13 protein-coding genes and 1 pseudogene are annotated in these 20,593 nt (G+C 37.3%); 5 read left to right on the top strand and 9 right to left on the bottom strand.

The features are described 5' to 3' along the window. Nucleotides 1–101 precede the first annotated feature (101 nt). A complete protein-coding gene (locus tag UQ64_RS20920) occupies nucleotides 102–1,421 on the bottom strand; it encodes an ABC transporter substrate-binding protein (RefSeq protein ID WP_060625399.1) in 1,320 nt (439 codons plus the stop codon). Nucleotides 1,422–1,697: 276 nt separating this feature from the next. Here UQ64_RS20920 and UQ64_RS20925 point away from each other — a divergent pair, with 276 nt between their 5' ends. Continuing rightward, a complete protein-coding gene (locus tag UQ64_RS20925) occupies nucleotides 1,698–3,500 on the top strand; it encodes a sensor histidine kinase (RefSeq protein WP_060625400.1) in 1,803 nt (600 codons plus the stop codon). After that, the gene (locus UQ64_RS20930; RefSeq protein ID WP_060625401.1) at nucleotides 3,497–5,068 is read left to right on the top strand and encodes a response regulator transcription factor; all 1,572 of its coding nucleotides are present in this window, start codon (nucleotides 3,497–3,499) and stop codon (nucleotides 5,066–5,068) included. The genes UQ64_RS20925 and UQ64_RS20930 overlap by 4 nt, the downstream gene beginning before the upstream one ends. 104 nt (nucleotides 5,069–5,172) lie before the next feature. On the opposite strand, the pseudogene UQ64_RS30265 reads toward UQ64_RS20930, so the two are convergent. The 8 genes and pseudogenes from UQ64_RS30265 to UQ64_RS20965 form a co-directional block, all read right to left on the bottom strand. Further along, nucleotides 5,173–5,328 (bottom strand): annotated as a pseudogene (locus UQ64_RS30265) (GH36 C-terminal domain-containing protein); the annotation flags it as partial. A gap of 347 nt (nucleotides 5,329–5,675) precedes the next feature. Beyond that, on the bottom strand, nucleotides 5,676–7,709 hold the full coding sequence (locus UQ64_RS20935; RefSeq protein ID WP_060625402.1) for a DUF5054 domain-containing protein: 2,034 nt from the start codon (nucleotides 7,707–7,709) through the stop codon (nucleotides 5,676–5,678). 201 nt (nucleotides 7,710–7,910) lie between these two features. Next, entirely contained in the window at nucleotides 7,911–8,216 is a 306-nt protein-coding gene (locus UQ64_RS20940) for a hypothetical protein (protein ID WP_156417628.1), read from the bottom strand. Nucleotides 8,217–8,376: 160 nt separating this feature from the next. Next, nucleotides 8,377–8,919: an RNA polymerase sporulation sigma factor SigK gene (sigK, locus tag UQ64_RS20945; protein WP_082651232.1), complete on the bottom strand. Its 543-nt coding sequence runs from the start codon at nucleotides 8,917–8,919 to the stop codon at nucleotides 8,377–8,379. A gap of 308 nt (nucleotides 8,920–9,227) precedes the next feature. Next, nucleotides 9,228–9,419 (bottom strand): DUF7878 domain-containing protein, encoded by a 192-nt coding sequence (locus tag UQ64_RS20950; protein WP_060625404.1) that lies wholly within the window; start codon nucleotides 9,417–9,419, stop codon nucleotides 9,228–9,230. A 419-nt stretch (nucleotides 9,420–9,838) separates the two neighbouring features. Then, nucleotides 9,839–10,813 (bottom strand): HAD family hydrolase, encoded by a 975-nt coding sequence (locus UQ64_RS20955; RefSeq protein WP_060625405.1) that lies wholly within the window; start codon nucleotides 10,811–10,813, stop codon nucleotides 9,839–9,841. Nucleotides 10,814–10,847: 34 nt separating this feature from the next. Beyond that, complete coding sequence (locus tag UQ64_RS20960) at nucleotides 10,848–13,700, bottom strand: glycoside hydrolase family 38 N-terminal domain-containing protein (protein ID WP_060625406.1); 2,853 nt, start codon at nucleotides 13,698–13,700, stop codon at nucleotides 10,848–10,850. A 638-nt stretch (nucleotides 13,701–14,338) separates the two neighbouring features. Then, nucleotides 14,339–16,708: an AraC family transcriptional regulator gene (locus UQ64_RS20965; RefSeq protein WP_060625407.1), complete on the bottom strand. Its 2,370-nt coding sequence runs from the start codon at nucleotides 16,706–16,708 to the stop codon at nucleotides 14,339–14,341. 224 nt (nucleotides 16,709–16,932) lie between these two features. On the opposite strand from UQ64_RS20965, the gene UQ64_RS20970 reads away from it, so the two are divergent. The 3 genes from UQ64_RS20970 to UQ64_RS20980 all read left to right on the top strand — a co-directional run bounded on the left by UQ64_RS20970 (nucleotide 16,933) and on the right by UQ64_RS20980 (nucleotide 20,541). Then, on the top strand, nucleotides 16,933–17,904 hold the full coding sequence (locus tag UQ64_RS20970) for an ABC transporter permease (RefSeq protein WP_060625408.1): 972 nt from the start codon (nucleotides 16,933–16,935) through the stop codon (nucleotides 17,902–17,904). 103 nt (nucleotides 17,905–18,007) lie between these two features. Further along, nucleotides 18,008–18,895 (top strand): carbohydrate ABC transporter permease, encoded by an 888-nt coding sequence (locus UQ64_RS20975; RefSeq protein WP_060625409.1) that lies wholly within the window; start codon nucleotides 18,008–18,010, stop codon nucleotides 18,893–18,895. A gap of 50 nt (nucleotides 18,896–18,945) precedes the next feature. Next, nucleotides 18,946–20,541: an ABC transporter substrate-binding protein gene (locus UQ64_RS20980; protein ID WP_060625410.1), complete on the top strand. Its 1,596-nt coding sequence runs from the start codon at nucleotides 18,946–18,948 to the stop codon at nucleotides 20,539–20,541. Nucleotides 20,542–20,593 lie beyond the last annotated feature (52 nt).

Below are 20,593 nucleotides of genomic sequence, written 5' to 3' on the forward strand. Positions count from 1 at the left end.
TCACCTTTTCTATGTGTATCTTCTCCTATTGTCAAAATCCCTTTTGTTAAAATAAATCCTAAATTTATTTGCAAAAGGGATTCTGCATTAATCAGAAACTTCTATTTCGTTGCATCAAACATTTTAGCTCTAGCAGCATCAAGGGATTGAAGCACCTGTTCTGGTGTCATCATATTAAAAAACATACTCTGTACATTTTTCCCAAGACTTCCATCTGCTCCGTTATATAAAATAGACTGAGGCAAGGTTAACAATGTTTTATCATTTACAGTTTTTAAGACATGCGTGTAATTTACTGGAGGATTGGCTGTTGCACCTTCTAATGTCGGTTCCAGAAGATCGGGTCTACCATCATAATATTCCTGCAAATTCTCTGGCTCTGCTAAAAACTCAAAATATTGTTTGGCGGCATCAATATTTTTACTGTCCTTGTTAATTAGATGCGTCATTCCTGTTCCGTTCATTGCTAAAGTTTTCAAATCATCTCCGTATGGGGCAGGGAAGGCTAGAAATTTGTCAGCCGATGGACCACCTGCTGCTTCAATATCATTTACATAAGTAGACCACCCTTGCCACATCGCATATTTACCACTTACCAAACCTGCAATACCTTGATCATAAGTATCTGATAAGAAGTTTTCTCCAAAATAGCCATTATCAGCGCTATCTTTTAGATTTCTTAAATACTTCAAAGCTTCTTCTGATTCTGCATATTTCATAGTGTTATTATTTAATTTCTCATAAGATCCAGTTGCCTTAGATTCAATATTTACTGCAGCATCGAATGCTTGCGCATTATACCATTCCTCTTTACCTGGGAAATAGACTGGTGTAATGCCATTCTCAAGCAATTTTTCACTAACCTGTTTAAATTCTTCATAGCTTGTAGGTTCTTTCAGATCATATTTTTCAAAAATTTCAGTGTTGTAGAGCATCGCACTAAAATCTCTTCCCCATGTAGTAAAACCTACAACTTTATTATCATAACTAGCCTGAACCTTCGCATAGTCAGGATACTTACTAACCCATGACTCATTGGACAAATCTACAGCATATTTATTTGGTTGAACTTTTAGTAAAGATAATCCTGATTCTGCCATAAATATATCGGGACCTTCTCCAGTTGCAAGTCTGGTCATTAATACATTCTCAAATTGATCACCAGGATTTTCTTGAAAATCAATCTTAATACCCGTCTGTTCTTTAAATTTCTCTGCCAACTTTTTATCGACATCTCTAATCCAGCCTGCTGAAGCCATTACAGAAAGTGTAACATCAGTTTTTTTGGTATCGCTTACATTTGATGTCGAAGTTCCCGTATTTGAACTTTCACCACAGCCTGTTAATAAACTTAAACCAAGACTTGTAAGCATAACCCCTGTTAATGCTTTTGAAAAAGTTGTTCGTAGATTATTCTTCACTTCGAAAGTCCCCCTTTTATGAATGCTTTTCATCGACTATGAGTTATAAGTCGTTACATAAACAATAAACAAATTATTTATTCTCTAGAATAGATAAAAGAAACCTACATGGTGGACTTTTAGAACTTGACACATTTATATGGTCATGCAAGAATACAGCTGTAACATGTTATAGCATATTAACTGGATCGTATATTCAATAAACTGATAGCGCTTACATTTTTTTACTCTCAAAACAAACGTCCTTGTCTGATGAAACTATGGAGAATATAACTTATGTCAAAACTAAACAAAATTCAATTTAAACTTTTTAAAAATTACACAACGATTATGATTGTAACCATTTCTCTTTTCATGGTCATATTTTATAAATATACATCGACTATATTAGAAGAGAGAGCCACAGAATCGCTTTCCCAGTTATCTAATACAGCTATTCAGGAATTAGATATGGTGTTAGCTGAGATGAACACTATGCAAAAAAGAGTGCTCTTTGCCGAACAAGCCAAAAGTCTTATCTTTACTGACAGTAAGCTATTTGAGACGCATGATTATAAGTTACAAAGAGAATTTAATTACCTTGCTACCTTAATTTATGAACCTCAGCACTATAAAAATTATCAAATAAATATTCTAAATCTGAATGGAAATTATGCTGGATTTGGTCATAATTACTTCGTAAAAAAAATAGATACAAGTAAATTAGATAATCAATCACTAATTACTGACATCCTTAAGCTGGACGGTAAAAAGTTAATAACTCCTCCACATGTTACCGCTTGGGCTAGCAAAGGTACACAAGTAGTTTCTCTTTATCGCTCTTTTTCTGAGAATGTTTCTGATCCTAAACCTACTGCAATAATTGAAACTCAAGTCAACTATCAAGAAATAATTGATATTATTAATACAAACTTGAATAAATTATTATCTAAAAATACTAAACAAATCATTATCTATGATTCAAACCAGCAATTAATCTATCCTTTAAATAATGCTGAGTTGTCTTTAGATCATTACTTTGCTTCAATTACTCCATCAACAAATTCCTCATTTATTCTAAAAAATGAAAATACGATCGATAATGAAAAACTAATTATTGCTGGAACTCAGTCAGATTTTTCGGGTTGGACGGTACTCGCAACAGAACCTGAAGATGAGCTTCTAGCTCCAATTAATGCATTACGTAACACTTTATCTTTGATTGGTCTTATTGCTGTATGTCTTACAATGGTAATAAATTATTTGTTATCTCGAAAACTGTCAAATCCAATCAGACAAATACATACCAACATGAAGAAACTAAAATTAGATGAGTTACCCATCCATCTTCCTCAGAATATGAATAGCGGTATTGTTGAAATTGAAGGTTTACACCATGTATTTGTTAAAATGTGCGACCAATTGCAAGATTCGTTAGATGCTGTTGTTGCCGCAAGATCACTTGAAATACAATCTCGTCTTACTGCCATGCAATCACAGATGAATCCTCATTTTATATATAATACGTTAGCTATCATCAAAATTATGGGGAAAGAATCTGCCAATAAAGGGATCGTAGACATATGCACCAATCTTTCAACTATGCTACGCTATGTGTCGAGTTCTAGTAGTAGCCCTGTACTTATCAAAGATGAGCTCGATTACACTTATAACTATTTAAACCTTATGAAGATCAGGTTTCAGGATAATTTGATCTACCAATTAAATATTCCTGAAGAATTATATAACATTGAAATTCCAAGATTAATTATTCAACCACTAGTAGAAAATAGTATAAAATTCGCTACCGAAATTTCTCCTCCATGGATAATAGATATACAAGGCACAATTGATCATAATAACTGGTTTATTACAGTTTCCGATAATGGCATCGGCATTACAAAGCAAAAATTAGTAGAGCTTCAAAAGAAGTTTTCGGAATTCAATATTTACCGTGATATTTCAAATAGTCAGATTAACGGTATGGGGTTAATTAACATATTTGCAAGGTTAAAAATCTTATATGGGGATGAAGTCATTTTTAAAATTGAACCATTACCTGATCGAGGAGTTTCTATTACAATAGGAGGTAAACTATGACAAACACAAGAAATTACACTGTATTGGTCGTAGAAGATGAACCAATTATTCTACAAGATACTATAAATGAAATAACAAATTCAGAAATGAACTTTCAAGTTATAGGAACTGCCTCGAATGGTTTAGAAGCACTTCATATGTATAAAGAATTAAAACCAGATGTTGTTTTTACGGATATACAGATGCCTGTTATGAATGGATTGCAATTAACTAAGGAATTAAAAGAATTAGATCCAGATTTATACATTGTTATATTAAGTGGCTATAGTGATTTTGAATATGCGCAACAAGCGATTAAATTAGGTGTAAAAGAATATCTTCTAAAGCCTCTCGATGCAGAGGAACTTACCGTTTTACTTAAAAAATTTTATTCGTCTCTTAACCAAAAATATAAATCTAACGAATCCACTATGTTGTTATCCACATTGAATGGAATGGAAGATATTCATTCATTGCCTTTTTGTTATAAGCAAAATTATTTTGTCTTATTTCTTGTAGGTTTAGGTAATTTATTTCATAATTCTCTATCTAGTAGTATGGTTTCTAGCATTTCTTCTTTATGGGAAAAAATAAACTGGGATCAATTATTTGTTCATGTTTTTGGAAGTGATCAACAAGTTTGGCTTATCAATGAACTATGTCCTAATCAAAAGTATATTGTTTTCACTATAGACAAGAATAGTTCAAACGAAGAAATACATCATTTAGCGAATAAATTTCTACACAAGTTGCAGTCCTGTATCGACATCACAGCCATTAGCATATGCCATAATAACCAACCTATTTCCTATGATAAAATTCCTGATACTTCTCAAGAAATACGTTGGAAATTAGAAAATAACTTTGTTATAGGAAAAAAGGTCGTATATTCGTGTGGAAATATACAAGATAAACCAATATCACCCTATTTAGAACCAAACATCCAAAATAAACTTAAAATAAGTATGTGTTCCAATAACTTAAATATCTTAAAAAAAGACCTCTTTTCAGTACTAGAGGAATATGACAATAGAATGTTGCCCCAAAAAACAGTCGAACAAAATTTGATGCAAATCATAAATCTCCTAACTCACCACTATCAACTTGACGCTATTGTCAATTCTGTTCATGTTGAGTATGTTTTGCATACTTCATTATTTACTGCAAACAGTTTAACATCAATAAAAGAGGAAATATGGAATATTATTCATGACTTAATACAATCTCGAACTTTAGAATATTTCAGTAATGAGGAATTAGCTAATCAATTGATCGAATATCTTAAGGGACATTTCTCAGAGGATATTAAAGTTGAAGATTTGTCAAAGCACTTTAATTTTAATGGCACCTATCTTGCTAGAGTATTCAAAAAATATACGGGTGACTCGCCGATGAAATACCTTATAGATTTAAGAATCAATGACGCCATTCGATTAATTCGAGAAAGGGAAGATTTAGATATCAAGCTAATTTCTGAAATGGTTGGCTATACAGATCCTCGCTATTTTAGTCGTATTTTTAAAGCACGGATTGGTACCTCCCCTTCTGAATATAGGAATACTGTTTATAATATTTCAGAGAGCAAATAATAAATTCACGTTCTGAGGAAGTGTTAATTACTGTCCTAGCACTATATTTAGTGACTAGGGCAGTTTTTATTCTGTGCTTTTCTAGTAAACCTACCTTATATTTTTCATACTTGACTCAGCCTAATTAATGCGCTGTCATAATCTCCCGTTAAGCGAAGCAGAATGCCTCGCGACATCCAACCTTGACCGCTGCGTACTTCTTCTGTTTCCACGTTTCGATACATAACTGTCGATTTCAATCCACGCAGCAACAATGGAAAAGCTGGAGCACCAAAATACTGATGCCGATGGAGATTACCCTACCTATGGCAGAAATGCTCACCCGCCTGCAGTGCCGCTACCGCCGAATGAGCTCGAAATTGATTTAATTTCATGTCTTATTTAAAATGATAGAAAAGATTCCTGTTTTTACCTTGTTTTTTTATTTTCATTTTATTAGCGCCAACTACTTGACTTAACAAAAAAGCAACTCCCCTGTTGGCAAGTCGCTCTTAAATACTCTATTGTGAATCTCTAATTATCGTCTATATCTCAACGCTTCGCCTTATAAAACTCATGATACAGCTTCATGAGCGCCCTGTATGCTCATTATGTTCGCAGGAAATTGTTATCCCAACACTAACTCAAAACGAGCAAAAATATCTTCTTCATACCACATCGTGAAATTAGTTCCCCATGTTGTGTTCAATAGTGTAAACGTAAATTTATTATTGTCTTGATGGTATTTGTTGTTATAACTTAGATTGTTATTTGTTCCGATTCCCAAAAGAGGGGCATCCATAGGTTTAATATTGATTTTTTTATCGCTGCCATCGTAAATTAACTCTTCAATCATGTGTTGCAACTTATTTCCGTGACCTACCACTTCAAAAGGTGAAATAACGGTATCAATTTTACGAATCTTAGTTAAGTACGGCGAATTCAAACGTGGTGTAATGTCAAAAGAATAAATTTCTGGATAACGAATTGCATCTTTATCCTTTAATAATAGTGCAATTTCAACTTTATCTCCAAATTGATATTTAACCTTTACAACTCTTGGAGCACCATACTCCTCCACAGCTCTTTGGCTATACTTTAAAGTTGCAATAATCGAATCATTTTCCATAACTAATTTCACAACATGTGGTGTGAAATTTTCATTCAATTGAATTCGTTTTTGAATCTCCATTCCTGGCTTTAAGAAGTCAATTGCCCACCAATTATGTTGTAATTCACGCAAATAGTTGTAACGTAGGTTATCATAGTCATTTTGCCCAGCAATTGTATAGCTCAGAACCCCGAGTTTGTTGTCCTGATCAAAGTAAAGTGTTCCATCCTTTTCTAAGTGGTTAATTGAACCATCGCTAGTAAACATAACTTGATACCCGTTTACCGAAATCAATTCTTCCAAACCACATTCAATACCTTGGTTTTCAAAGATATGATATGGAACTTCGATAAGTTTTTTAATGTTATTTTGATCTTCAGGCTCCAAACAAGCTATTGCACGATCAATGTTCTTGCGTTGTTCTTTCCATGAAGACTCATAAAATTTGTACGAACGATCAGTCCACTCATTATAAGTGAATTGCATTTCGCCAACAGTTGCATCTTTAACAATTCCATAAGCGTAGGTTAAATCAGGATCCGTAATTTGGTCTAAACTACGCGCTCGTTGGAAGTCTTTCTTTTCATAATTCATATAGTCACTGAAATAGCGTTTGATATCCATTCCCCAAGTATGCTCTGGAACTAACATCGCATAGAAATTAGCATCATCATTTTCTATTTTGTTATCAAACATGTAATTAGTTAAAATCCGATAATCACGAATGATTTTCGGATCAGACATCATTCCATGAATCCATGTGTCCCCAATCTCCTCTGTAATAACTGGCAGTTGGTCACGTACTTCCCAAATTTCATTTGCAAACTGATCCATTGAAGTCATTTCAAGCTCATAGTCTGGATACTCATTCGCCATTTTTGACAAAAAGACGTTAATTTTCTCTTTTGTTCCTGGACCACTATTATCATGAGTATGCATAAACGCCAGCTTGTTATCTATGCAATCAATTCCGATTACGCCACCATAGTCGTCTGAATAAGAGACAATTATCTCACTTTCGCCATTCTTCCATAGAAATGTATCTGGAACTTCTGGAATTGAGCTCGAGCCATTTACACCAATGTGTAGGAATTTAATTCCTTGACGATATAACTCATCAACAATCCCGATAGTATGTCCTGGGACGTCGGTCATCTTTGCGCTTGTTGTTTTGTATCCATAACGAGCATCTAACTTCTTTGAGATTGAAGTCATGTAATGTAAAGTTTGAGGTGTCATAGTTTCAGATTCAAACGTACACGGGATTGCGTGCCAGCGAATGTAACCTTTCTTTATGGCGTCGTCTAGCTTTTTACAAGCTTCTTGATCCATGTTTTTGAAGTAATATTCAATAATAAAGCTACCTGTTGTCCAAACAAAGTCTTTGCCCTCTTTTCTTAAGTCTTCAGCTAAAGTGATTGCGTTTTGAATGTAATCATGGCAATACTTGTGCAAGACATTTTCTGCTAAATCGGTAAAACCAATGTCAAAATGAGTTTTGTTTACCACATAGATTTTTTTCATTTCTATAATCACACCTTTCTTAGTCATAATACGTCGTGAAATAATTGCTTTCAGGCTTTTACTCCACTTTTGTTTTTACAAGGTTCGGCCATTCCAATTCGGACTCTGAATCATGATCTCTCATAAAAAACCTCTTAATAATTAACTATTGGTATTTCACTTAACATCTCCGCATATTGCGGGGTATTCCAAGTAATAATAGTTCATTCCATACGTCTAGTATTTATTTTATAAAGACACATCTTTATAAAATCCTGACATTTTAATGTGTCTACCACCTGTTTCATACGATAAAATCTGATAAAACCAAATCAATCGTTTTAAAGTTTCAATAACATTTTGATTAACAGATACGACCTGTATTGAATTCGCAATATGAGCAAAGTATTCATCCATCAACAACGCAGTTCGACCCAATACTTTGGAGGAGTGTGTTCTCATATCCGCTTCCATGGGCGTGGAAGATTTAACATAGGAAAAGTAACCTAATGTGCTTAAAGAGACGACCAGCAGAATGGATCTCAACCATTCCATAATCATCCTTCCCATTTAGAATAACTCCGGAAAAGGAAGAATGACTGAGAAAGGTTCGGCTGATTATCGAAATTTTGAACAACAAAATAAAAAAACCTCCTTACTCTTCCAAGGAGGTTAACAATCTACGTATACTTCACAACAGCTAAATAACTTAAAATCACCGCTTCGCCTTATAAAACTCATGATAAAGCTTCATGAGTGCCCTCTTCTCTATCCGCGACACATAACTCCGTGAGATACCAAGCTCCTTCGCAATCTCCCTCTGCGTCCTCTCTTCTCCACCTGTATCAAGTCCAAATCGCCCAACGACAACTTCTTTTTCCCGATCATCCAAAATATCAAGATTACGATAAATCTTGCTCTTCTCAATCTTAAGATCGACCTCTTTAATGACATCATCTGCTTCGGAACCAAGAATATCGATGAGTGTAATTTCGTTCCCTTCCTTGTCTGTCCCAATTGGATCGTGCAGAGATACATCTTTACGGGTCTTCTTTAGTGATCTAAGGTGCATTAGGATTTCGTTTTCAATACAACGAGCAGCAAAAGTGGCCAGCTTTGTCCCTTTGTTCGGGCGGTAGCTCTCGATAGCCTTGATCAGGGCGATGGTGCCGATGGAGATCAGGTCCTCCATGTCCTCACCGGTGTTGTCGAATTTTTTGAGGTTATGGACACGATACGATGTAAACTGGAATGAAATAAACTTACTACTACTAAAAGGGAAGAGTAAAGGGATTGTGGTATCTGACCATAATCGACCTGTTATTCGTAACGCTATTACGTTATTTAGGATATAAAACCAAGCATTTCTTGTGCGTACAAATAAAATCCAAAAATCCTTGTAACGGTATTATTAGATGTGTTATTGGTAAAATGATGGGTTCAATAGACACTTGGTACCCCCATCAAAAAAAGAACCACATAGAACAAAGCCATCTGGTGTCTCCGTACTATTACTTGCCGATAAAGTCGTTAATTCTTAGAGAATATAACTTTACGAACTGCGACTCAAGTTCCCCTTAATAGCAAAAGATATTTTTCTGAAAAGAAAATTTTGTTGTTAATGATGATTTCTATCTCACCTTCAATATCGGCAAGTAGTTTAAAGTTTTTTGCTAAAACTAATTCTCTCTCAATTTCCTTATCATTACCTAATGAAAAATGAAAGATTATTGTTACTTTATCGGATAAGAAGTCCATATCTTACCATCAGCTCCTACAATAACTTGAATTTTAGTTTCCCCCAGCACTCTGAAGATGTTTGTTGGAAACTTTGAAGCTATGACTATTTACTTCCGCTTTCAACTTATTAGAGGAGTTAGAACCATCCAGCGGTACCTTTACATTATTAGGTTTAACTGTTGTGCTTTGAGTTTAACAATTTTAAAGTCTTTAAATATCCATTTTGGAACTGTATACGCGCCTCCACCAGCACTCCCACTTTTCCCACCCATTCCATGCATATTTCCGGTTGAATCGGTATATATAAGTGGATTATTGATCACATACTTTGAATTTTTTGAGGTTGTGGATACGATGGGGGATAGAAAAAGCCGAACGAAAATCAGGAGTGGATACCTGGATTTCACTCGACTCAATACTTACTAACTAAGGTATATTTAGGATAAAATTAACGGCAGTGCATTGCAAAGATTATCATATTCTTTTAAGCATAAGGACTGCACTCCGCTCTTACTGATATTTCCTCCATTGATTCCAATAGCTGAAAAACCAGCCAGCCTGATCGATACAACCCCGGCTGATGAATCTTCAAATCCCAATACATGTCCCTTGTCTTCTTCAGTTAGACCAAGTCCAACTCTTGCAGTTTCAGAATACAGCCATGGATGAGGTTTTGGGGCGAGCTCTCCCAACGTTCCTACTTGCCCTTTTACCAATGCTTGCCCTGCTGTAATGATCGCATCATAAAAATCTAGCGGATCTCCCATTCCCAGCGTTTTGAAAGCGGATATGATCTCAGGCATCGCCTTATTATATAGACCTGAAGTGACTAAACCTATTTTGATGTTTTTGGCTTTCAACTCATATAAAAAATCCTTAAGTCCAGGAGCAGGTGTGAATGCATCTGTCTTTCCCCTGCCATGCAGTATCTCATTCATTTCATATTCTGTTATTGCAAAGTAGTGTTTTCTTGCCTCTTCTACTGTCTGATTAGGGCAATATTTGTCTATACAGTATTGCAAATGCTCGGATACCGAATGCCCCGAAACATGCGGTTCATCACTAGCCTCTAATGTAAATTTAGCATTGTTGGTAAGTCTCGATACAGTCTGCTCTATAATCCACATCCAAAAACTTTCACTATGCACACTTGTACCGTCTAAGTCCATCAGTATAGCTTTTGCATTCCCTTCATACTTCGGTTTATATACCGGATATATGGCTGGATAGCCCATTGCAGATTTTACATAACATAAGGTTTTATCTTCAAATAGAATAAATTCCACTTTTTTGTCATGAGGAGTTAAAATTTCTTTAACTCCGTCTTTTCCAAGTTGAAATAGTCCATCTCCGCCAGTTTCAAGATTGATAAACCCAAATAATTCATCTTTTATATTATATTGTTGCAGCATTGTAATTTCCTTTCTATCTATCAGATTTTAAACTTTACGCTAGATCTAACTTCAGAGTTACGATCTTATTAGGCTTGATATTAAGTTCTACAGAGTTATCAATAATATTTAAACTTGAAGCGGCCATTTCTTCCTCATTCAGATTCGTCATGCACACGTTTTGTACATCACATCCAAAAATAATACTTCCACTTTGCTCAGTAGGATATGGGTTAAATAAACGTACAATGATGCTGTTGCTATCCTCAGCCTTTTTGATACAGGATACGCTTAACTTACCTGTTACTTGATAGAAGCTATGTTTAGGCGGCAGGATTCCTTCTGATTTCTCGACTAGCATCGCTGGCACACATGTCTGAACAGGCTTTAATGGAATATTGAAGCAATCTGCCATTTCACTTAGATCACTATTTTCCCAACTTGAATTCATAGGGCAAATCGCATAGTTGTACACCAGCTTTTGTTGCAATTGTCCCCCCTCTTGATTTGGGAATACCCCTGCACTTCTCCATTCAGTACAGATAATATTTTTTACAGCTCTAAACAGAGTCATGGACAGCGTTCCATCTCCACCATCTTTATGTTTACAATCCGGCGATACACTGTATTCTCCTAAGCAATCGGTAACAATTCCAAAGCCCTTATGATCATCTGCTATGCTCACAAAGTTCTGCAATGGTTGGGTTAGTAATTCATTATAATAGTGACCTCTGTCATCCTTAAGCGGTGTAACATCTCTGTTGTCTACTGTAAAATGCCCTTGCGCATCAACAGATCTCGCTTCGATTCCAGTATCAAATAGAACACTCATACGATGGTCTTTACAGTTATTATCGATCTCAACCTTAACTTCTACATTTTTAGCATCTTTCTTTAATGTATAATAAGTCGTTATGGTCAAATGCTCTGTTTGTTCAGAACGCTCACTCTTGCCTCTTACATAGTTGTCCGGACGATAGGCATATTTAGGTAACTCCATGGTAAGCTTAACCCCAATAGTAGCTGCAAGATTGCCGTTCTCCATTAAGAAAATGCTGGCATTACAGCCTTTGCTGTTATACGTCTGATTATGATATGGAGGATAGTACATCCAATAATCGCCTACATCTCCCGTACTTTCAAAGTAATTGAGATTATCGAAGCAGTTTCCATTTACTTTATCTAGAATGGAAATGGTTCCGTTCGGATTCACTTCAACCTTGATAAATTCATTTTGCATACATGTAGAAGATGTAGCTAATTCTTTCCCATCCGTTGTTCTAGTCTTTGCCCAAAATTCTGTTTTTCTACTAAACTCTACTTTATTGCACAATCTATATACCTTATAGCCGCCTGCTGGTATTTCTCCCGTATTAAATACTACACAATGACGGTCGGAGTAATAAGGGAACGGTCTAGTCTGAAGATGTACCACTGGGGATGTTACCTCTGTTCTGGATATATGCTGCAACTCACATACATTTCCATCACAGTCCACAATGTCAAACTCCCATATATTTTGAACTTGCGGGGTATCAATATAGGCCTTTACTATTTCATTTCTTGGCTTTACATATGGATTGAACACCACAAGTATGATATCCTCGCGATTATATTGTGACAGATCAATATGTCTGATCAGATCCTGACAGCTTTTATTGGATATCGCATTTGATATTTCCAAAGCTTGGTTTAATCGATAGAGTACATCGTCTACCGTTTTATCTTGGGTTACTCCATTTATGGAGTCATGCGCATGGGATAATAACATGTAATCTAAAGCTAATTGCAAGAATGACTCATCATACTTGCCACCTGCCATCATATTAGCTACTGATAAAGGCTCTGCCTGATTAAACAAGCTGTTTTGAACCTTTTTATTCAGTGTTTTGATATGTGGTCTTGTCATTAGAGCATTCCCAGACAACGAGGTTGTTGGTCCGTCTCTCATTTCACCGTGGATCTCAATCAACTCATCCAAGCTGAGCTTTTCCTTGAGAATCTTCACATATTCTCCTAATGTGGAGCTCTTAAACTCGATGTCGTCAAATTGTTCATTGATTGCCTGTATCAGATTCATTAATTGAGGTTGAACCGTTGTGGAATCCGTACCATCCATCATTGCTCTGTCATCTGGCATAAGTGTGTCCTTCATACTATTCCATGCCTTAGTAACCGCTTCTTTTATAACCTTTGGGTGTATTTTTTCTGTATCCTCAATCTTGAAATAGTCTTGTATATAGTTCTCACTATCCGCCTGATGATAGACTTGACCATAATTCCCCATGTCAAAATTGTAGTCATCCGACTTGTAAGCTACACCGTTCATAATATGAATATAGGCATTCATAAAAAAGTTAGCTCTTGCATCTTCACCTAATCTTGTTGCATAGACGCTTGTACCATCCTTGCCTGTCCATTTGAACTCACAGTGTGGAGCTCGTTTTTTGTCTACATTCTTGGATACGATAACCGTATCTATTCCAAATTCCTTATAGATCTGCGGAAGCTGTGACGGCTGTCCCCATCCGAAGGACTCATAGCCGATATCCAAACAATTCCCTAGTTTTTCTGCCTCTCTTCTTCCCTTTAGAAGGTTACGTACGATGGATTCCCCGCTAATGGGGTAAAGGTCTGGCAAGGTATACCAAGGCCCTACATCTATTCTTCCATCCTTAATAAATTTGACAAGTTTATCCTTGTTTTCTGGCCTTACCTGTAAGTAGTCCAAAATAGGAATAACTTGTCCGTCTAGAAGAAATGTTTTGTAATCCGGGTTATTTTCTAAGGTCTCAATTAATTCGTCCATTAGCTTTACAAGGTATAATCTATTTTCCCATATAGGGTAACGCCATTCTCTATCCCAATGTGTATGGGGGATGATATATCCTGTCTTTGTTTTGTTCATGGTTTCTATCCCTTCCTTTATGAACTTTATCCTGAGTTACTTGCATTTTAGCCGTGCTGATCTCAAATCAGCAATCTCAAAAACTGAACTTTTTGATGTTTTTTGCTTTTTCTACAACTTTAACTTTGTGCTGTAACTCATATTCTTAATAATTTCTCTAAAAAGTCTCTTTTGTAGAAATCTCCACAAGTTAAAATGTAAACAGCCCCGTTTCCATTAGGAAAAGGGACTGTTTGGCAATTTCTTATATTTTCACACTAGGGGTTCAGTAAGCTTCTACTACAACCTATTTTCCTGTCTTCCAAGTATCAAGCTGTGCTTCTTTGCAACAATAATCTTGCTCATGAATCCCCCCTAGGTTGTTAAAAGGCTGCATTTTTTTGATATTAATCAACTCAGCTATTCAACAAAATATACAGCTGAGTTACTTGCATTGTAGCTGGCCTGTTCTCTAGCCAGCAATCTCAAAAAATGTACTATTTGATGTTTTTCTGCTTTTTCAAAACGAATAATATTCCCTGTACCTCATATTTTTAATATTTTCTCTAAGATCAGTCCAAACAAAAAAAGCCCACGTCTCCAACGAAAGAGATAAGGGGCGTTAATCAAAAATTTAATTATAATGTACAAGCCTGAATTCAATCATCATCATCAACATCATGTCCCAGATGCAGCCTGTATTCACTGAGAGACATGCCAAAATGCTTCTTGAATCGAGTATAAAAATAATTGTTCCTTTCAAGGCCAATCTTCTCTATAATCACCGACAAGGTCAGATTGGTGCTTCGCATATAATCATCAAGCTTTTTCATTCGCAAATCAAAGATGTATTGTGCAATCGACTGCCCGTATGACGTTTTAAACAATCGACCTACATAATTCGGAGACATACGCAACTTTTCAGCAATTGAACTTAAACATAAGCCGGTATCGGAATATTCCTGTTCTACAATTCCGAGAATGCGCTGAATTAAATAATCGTTATTGTTTGACGAGTTTTTTAACATCATTACCTTACTGCAGAGCTTTGTCAAAAAGGTATTCATTACATCATCGATATCCGTGCTCACTTCTGCATCTTGCAGATTGTGCAACAACTCCTGCAGAAATAGATCTTGATTATCCTTTATGGCAGGCATCTTGCTAAGTACACCGGAATAAAGACAATAAATCAAATGTATAATGCATGATATGATTTCATTGTAAGAACAATTATATAACTGCTTTTTGATAGATTGATATATGACAAAAACACCTTCAATATCTCCTTCAAGTACTTTTTCGATCAGCTGTTCTTCCTTCTTCACAGGTACATGGAAATCATCCATATTGATTTCATCCATCATATAAGGAGAAATAATGCATCCATGTCCATAACGGATCTTGAGTTGAATCGAACCCTTCATACTGTTATACATGCTAGGCAAATGTTCCATTCCCTTAAACAAGGTGCTGTACGTCATAGATAAAGATATACGAATAAATTGTTGCGTTTTACTTTGTACTTCGCGCAAATATCGCTCTATTTTTTCCTGCACTAACTTAAATTGCGTTACTTCTGCACAATCAACTAACACTACAAATTTATCAGAATCACAACTAAATATTTCACACGGAATTTCCTCCGCTATTTCTGATGCAATATTCACAATAGCATAACGCAATGCCCAACGCTCTTCTTGACTATTTTCTGACCTAAATACACTGTAATTATCTATTTTGAATAGACACATACACAGCTGATTGGAGGCGATATAATCCAAGTCCAGATCATGAAGCTTGTCCAGAATAGTATTCATCGAATACGTTGAACTTTCACTTAACAGGGAATTTAGTAAATCTTGTTTGGCAGCATAGCCGGTTTCGCGCATGAGTTTATCAAGCTGCAAATTTTGCTCCTTCATCGATTCAAATACCGATAGAATAACTTGAAATTCTTCCGTGTCGGACACGAGTGGATTGCTTTTTTCAGGTGCTTCCCCATTTATGATTTTCGTAATGGCTTGAATAGGATTGTTCAGTCTACGTGCCAAGAACAGGCAAATGACTGCACAAAAAATAAATACAGCTGCTACGATCCCTGCCGACACGATTGATGCAGTGATAACATCCTTGAAAATTTTTTTGAAGGGTGTAACGCCCATGATGTACCAGTTGTTTGCATTACTTTTACTGCTCGAAACAAGATAACTGATTCCGTCAATTTTTTGCACCTGATTCATGTTGCCGTCCAGTTCCTGCACTTTCCGACCTAATGTCCGCACTTCACTCATGTCATGAGCAAAATCCGGTGAGAGGGCCATGCTTAAAATAGAACCGCCTGTGTCAACCACAAAAAAAGATGTTTCAGGAACTGCATCACTACTGTTAATCGCCTGGATAGAGTTCGTAAGCGCTTTCGTTCGAATGTTGACAACGATAGCATTTTTTAGGCCAGATTCCGTATTCCCTGGTTCAAATAATATATATGAACACACATTTGCCGGTTGTGTTGCTTCATCAACAGATGCCACAATGGGTCGACCACGATACTCTTTTACAAATTTTTTGTCTGTTAACAACTTTGCAATGGCCTGATCTGAAAATGCAGACGATGACTTTAGTTCACCGCTGCGTGAGGAGTAATACAAATCCAACCCCGTATTGTAAAGATACACGCTATCGATGTCGTTCAGTGTCAGAAAGTGTTTGTCAATTACCCTGCTTGCTGCAATTGCAACACGCACATCATTCTCATCCATGTTTAAATAGGCGATGATATCTTTGTCGGTGTATAGAGCATTTCCAAATTTTTTGGCGGTCTCGTCGAGATAGGTGATACTGTAATTGGATTGAGCAATCAGTTTTTCGTTATAACCGTTAATTAATGAAATCGTAGTACGTAAATAATTAAATGTCAAAAAAGTCGTAAGTAAAACAGTGATGATAATCGAGATAATCAAAAAAGAGAAAAAAGATTTGCGTAAAAAGCTCGTTCTACCTTTTTGTGTTTTATTTGAGAGCTTCATTAAGACCTCCAAGTGACAGCTTCCTAAGAATATATTGATTATTATTATAGTGATAAATTAATTATACCTCAACGATTTATAACACTTTGTAGAAATCGTTATTTTTTAGAGATACCCAGTGTTGAAAAACAAAAAGAACAACATATTTGTTTGTTGAAGCTCCCCCCCCTCTTAGCTACAGTAATAGCAGACGTACAATCAATGCAGAGAAAGGGGGTGAAACAATGAAGACGATTACAAATGCAATTCCGAATCGCACGGGTAAGCCTCGCAGAACATTGCGCAGCATGCGCCGTCAGACACCTTTCTATTTAATGATGGCACCTGGATTAATTTTTGTTGCGATCTTATTTTACATCCCGATGGTCGGCGTTATCATTGCCTTCAAAGATTACAATGCACGCGATGGTATTCTCGGAAGTCCATGGATGGACCCGCTATTCAAAAACTTTGAGTTTTTCTTTAAATCCGACGCAGCGAGAAGCGTTACCTTCAATACACTTTTTTACAATGTAATACAAGCAGTTGCCGTTACGCTTTGCGCATTGGCACTGGCTATTCTATTAAATGAAGTAAAACACAAATTTGTATCTGCTACCTATAAGGGATCGATATTGCTGCCGACCTTCCTCTCATGGATTGTCATCCAGTTCATTCTCTTCAGCCTACTAAGTGTTGACCGTGGTATTGTCAATAGCATGATTAGCGAAAACGGTGGAGAGACCATTTACTGGTACAGTGAGCCGTCCTACTGGCGATACATTTTGCCAATTGCTTATATATGGAAGAACGTCGGTTACTATTCGGTGCTGTATGTAGCGGCGATTGCCGGGATTAACACCGACTACTATGAAGCTGCGCAACTGGACGGTGCTTCGAAGTGGCAACGTATTAAACATATTACATTGCCGCTTTTACAACCAACCATCATTGTTCTTTCACTGCTATGGGTTGGGAAATTGTTCAATGGCGGTCTGGGTGACTGGAACGGATTCTACACGCTTCCAAATGATGCGGGTGCTCTTTACTCAGCAACAGACGTTATCGACACACTTGTATTCCGCTCGCTGAAAAAGGTCAATGACTACGGCATGGCGTCGGCAATTGGTTTATATCAAGCGGTAGTTGGTTTCTTCCTTGTGTTGATCTCGAATTACATCATTAAAAAGAAGGATCCCGATAGCGCACTATTTTAATCGATCCGAAAGGATGAAATTTGCACTTTCTGATCGATCTGCAGAAACGGAATACTGTCTTTGAAAAAAGACTTAAATCCGTTTCTAATTGGGAGGAAAATACATGCTTCTGAGAAAACTACATTTTTCAAAATTAGTGATTCATCTTACGTTTATTGCCATGAGCCTAGCCTGCATCCTTCCGCTGCTTTTGGTTGTATCCATATCGTTTACGGATGAGCGATCGTTGATGCTTGATGGATATCGCTTCTGGCCCAAAGAGTTCAGCACAGCAGCTTATCAGTATGTATTCAGTGGAGCAGGCTCTATTCTAAATGCATATGCCGTTACGATTTCTGTCACGGTTGTCGGCACACTTTTACATCTGCTGATTACTTCCATGCTGTCGTATTCACTGACACGTCCCGAAGTGACTCACCGCAAAGCGCTCACTTTCTTTGTGTATCTTCCGGTTCTGTTCAACGGCGGTCTTGTTCCACAGTACATTTTGCTGACGCGCATCCTGCATCTGAAGGACACCATCTGGGTGCTGATTATCGTCTATCTGGTGTCGACGGTTAACATACTGATTATGAAAAATTTCTTCCGTACGATTCCAGATTCATTAATCGAGTCAGCGCGCATCGATGGCTCGGGTGAAATCCGTACTTTTTTCCGGATTGCATTACCGCTTTCCAAACCGTCGCTTGCAACCATCGGTTTGTTTGTAGCCATTGCCTACTGGAATGACTGGATGACCGCATCATTGTATATTGAATCACAAAATCTACGCCCCCTACAATATCTCCTGCAATCTTTGATGAACAACATTGGATATTTGCAGTCGAACGCACAAGCTTCACAGTCAATGGAGGCTGCTATTGGAATGCTGCCTAGTGAAGGCGCGCGCATGGCAACTTGCGTACTCGCCATCGGCCCTATTATTTTGCTGTATCCTTTACTGCAAAAGTACTTTGAAAAAGGCTTGACAATAGGCGCTGTAAAAGAGTAATTTTACCGGTAAAACACCGGAAAATTAAATAAAAATTAGGGGGAACTACAATGAAAAGATTTTCCGCAATTCTGTTGTCTGTAACGATGGTGTTTACCATGATGCTGACCGGCTGCGGGCAGAAAGAAACAGGATCTACCGATGATTCTGCTCCGGATTCTGCTTCGACTTCTGCTCCAGCTGATGAAAAGTTGGTTGAGCTCAAATTCTACATGATGAACAGCCCTGTCAATGACTTTGACCGCGTCATGAAGAAAGCGAACGAAATCATTGGCAAAGAAATCAATGCAAAACTGGATCTGATTCTTGTAGACAGCAGCACATATGCCGAGAAAATGAATCTGATGATCAATTCCGGCGACGATTGGGATCTCAGCTTCACTGCAAACTGGGGTGGCATTAACTTCTTTGAAAACGCAACCAAAGGTGCTTATGCTGATCTGACTGACCTCCTCACTAAATATGCGCCTGAGACTTATTCCCGTATCCCTGAAGGACTGTGGGAAGGTGTTAAAGTAAATGGCAAGATCTATGGACTCGTGAACTATCAACAGTGGGGCACTGCCAAACGAGATGGCTTTAAATTCCGTTCTGATCTTGTAGATGAAACCGGTTTTGACTGGAAAGCCGTGAAAGACAAGACTGCAATTGATGCACTTGATAAGATAGGGCCTTTCCTTGGCGATGCTCTAGCAAAACACCGAGAAATGATCGGTTTTGAGACCAGTTCCATTGAAAGCTTGTTTGCCAGCAATCCGCTGTTATGGAACATGGAAGCCGTGGGTGATACTAGTATCCCCGGCTGGATTAACCTTGACAATCAAGACAAAGTCATCAACCAGTTTGAGACGGAAGATTTTGCGAAGTACACTGAAATTATGCGTGACTGGTTCCTCAAAGGTTATGTTCGCAAGGATGGCGCAACAGTAAAAGATACTTCTCCTGATCGTAAAGCAGCTAAATTTGTCGCTGAGAAAACTGGCAGCTGGCCTGACGGCATTGAATATCCTGGTAATCCTGACGCCAGCAATATGTCTATGACTAAAAGCGCAGGTAATGCTCCTGCAGTTACCGTTTCTACCTCTCGCACGATGATTCCTGCGGGCGCAGCTTCTACTGCTGCTATTGCAATCAATTCCGAATCCAAACATATTGAAAAAGCTTTGCAGTTAGTTGAACTGCTCAACACCAACGATGATCTGTACAAACTGATTACGCTTGGTGAAGAGGGCGTTGACTACAATTACGACGAAAATGGCAAGTTTACTATGGTTGAAGGCAAATACAATTTCAACTTTAACGAATGGCAAATTGGTCAATCTTACAGCCCTAACTTCAACCGTACTAACTATGACAAGAACAAAGATGGTGAGATTCAAAGAGAGACTCAAAAAATCATCTATGAAGCTGACAAAACAGCAGAAATTTCACCAGTAACGGGCTTCGTGTTCGATTCGACACCTGTAAAAACTCAGCTTGCAAACTGCTCTGCTGTTACCACCGAAATGATTCCGGCACTCAGCTCTGGTTCAGTTGACCCTGCTAAGGTATTGCCAGAATTCCTCAAGCGCCTGAAAGCTGCAGGTGTGGACGATATCATCAAAGAAAAGCAGACTCAATATGACGCCTGGAGAACAAACAAATAATCTCGCACTCCTTTATGAAATCCGGTGTATGCAATATTTTACACCGGATTTC

This window comes from Paenibacillus etheri (genome assembly GCF_001012825.1).
Taxonomy (GTDB): Bacteria; Bacillota; Bacilli; order Paenibacillales; family Paenibacillaceae; genus Paenibacillus_AQ; species Paenibacillus_AQ etheri.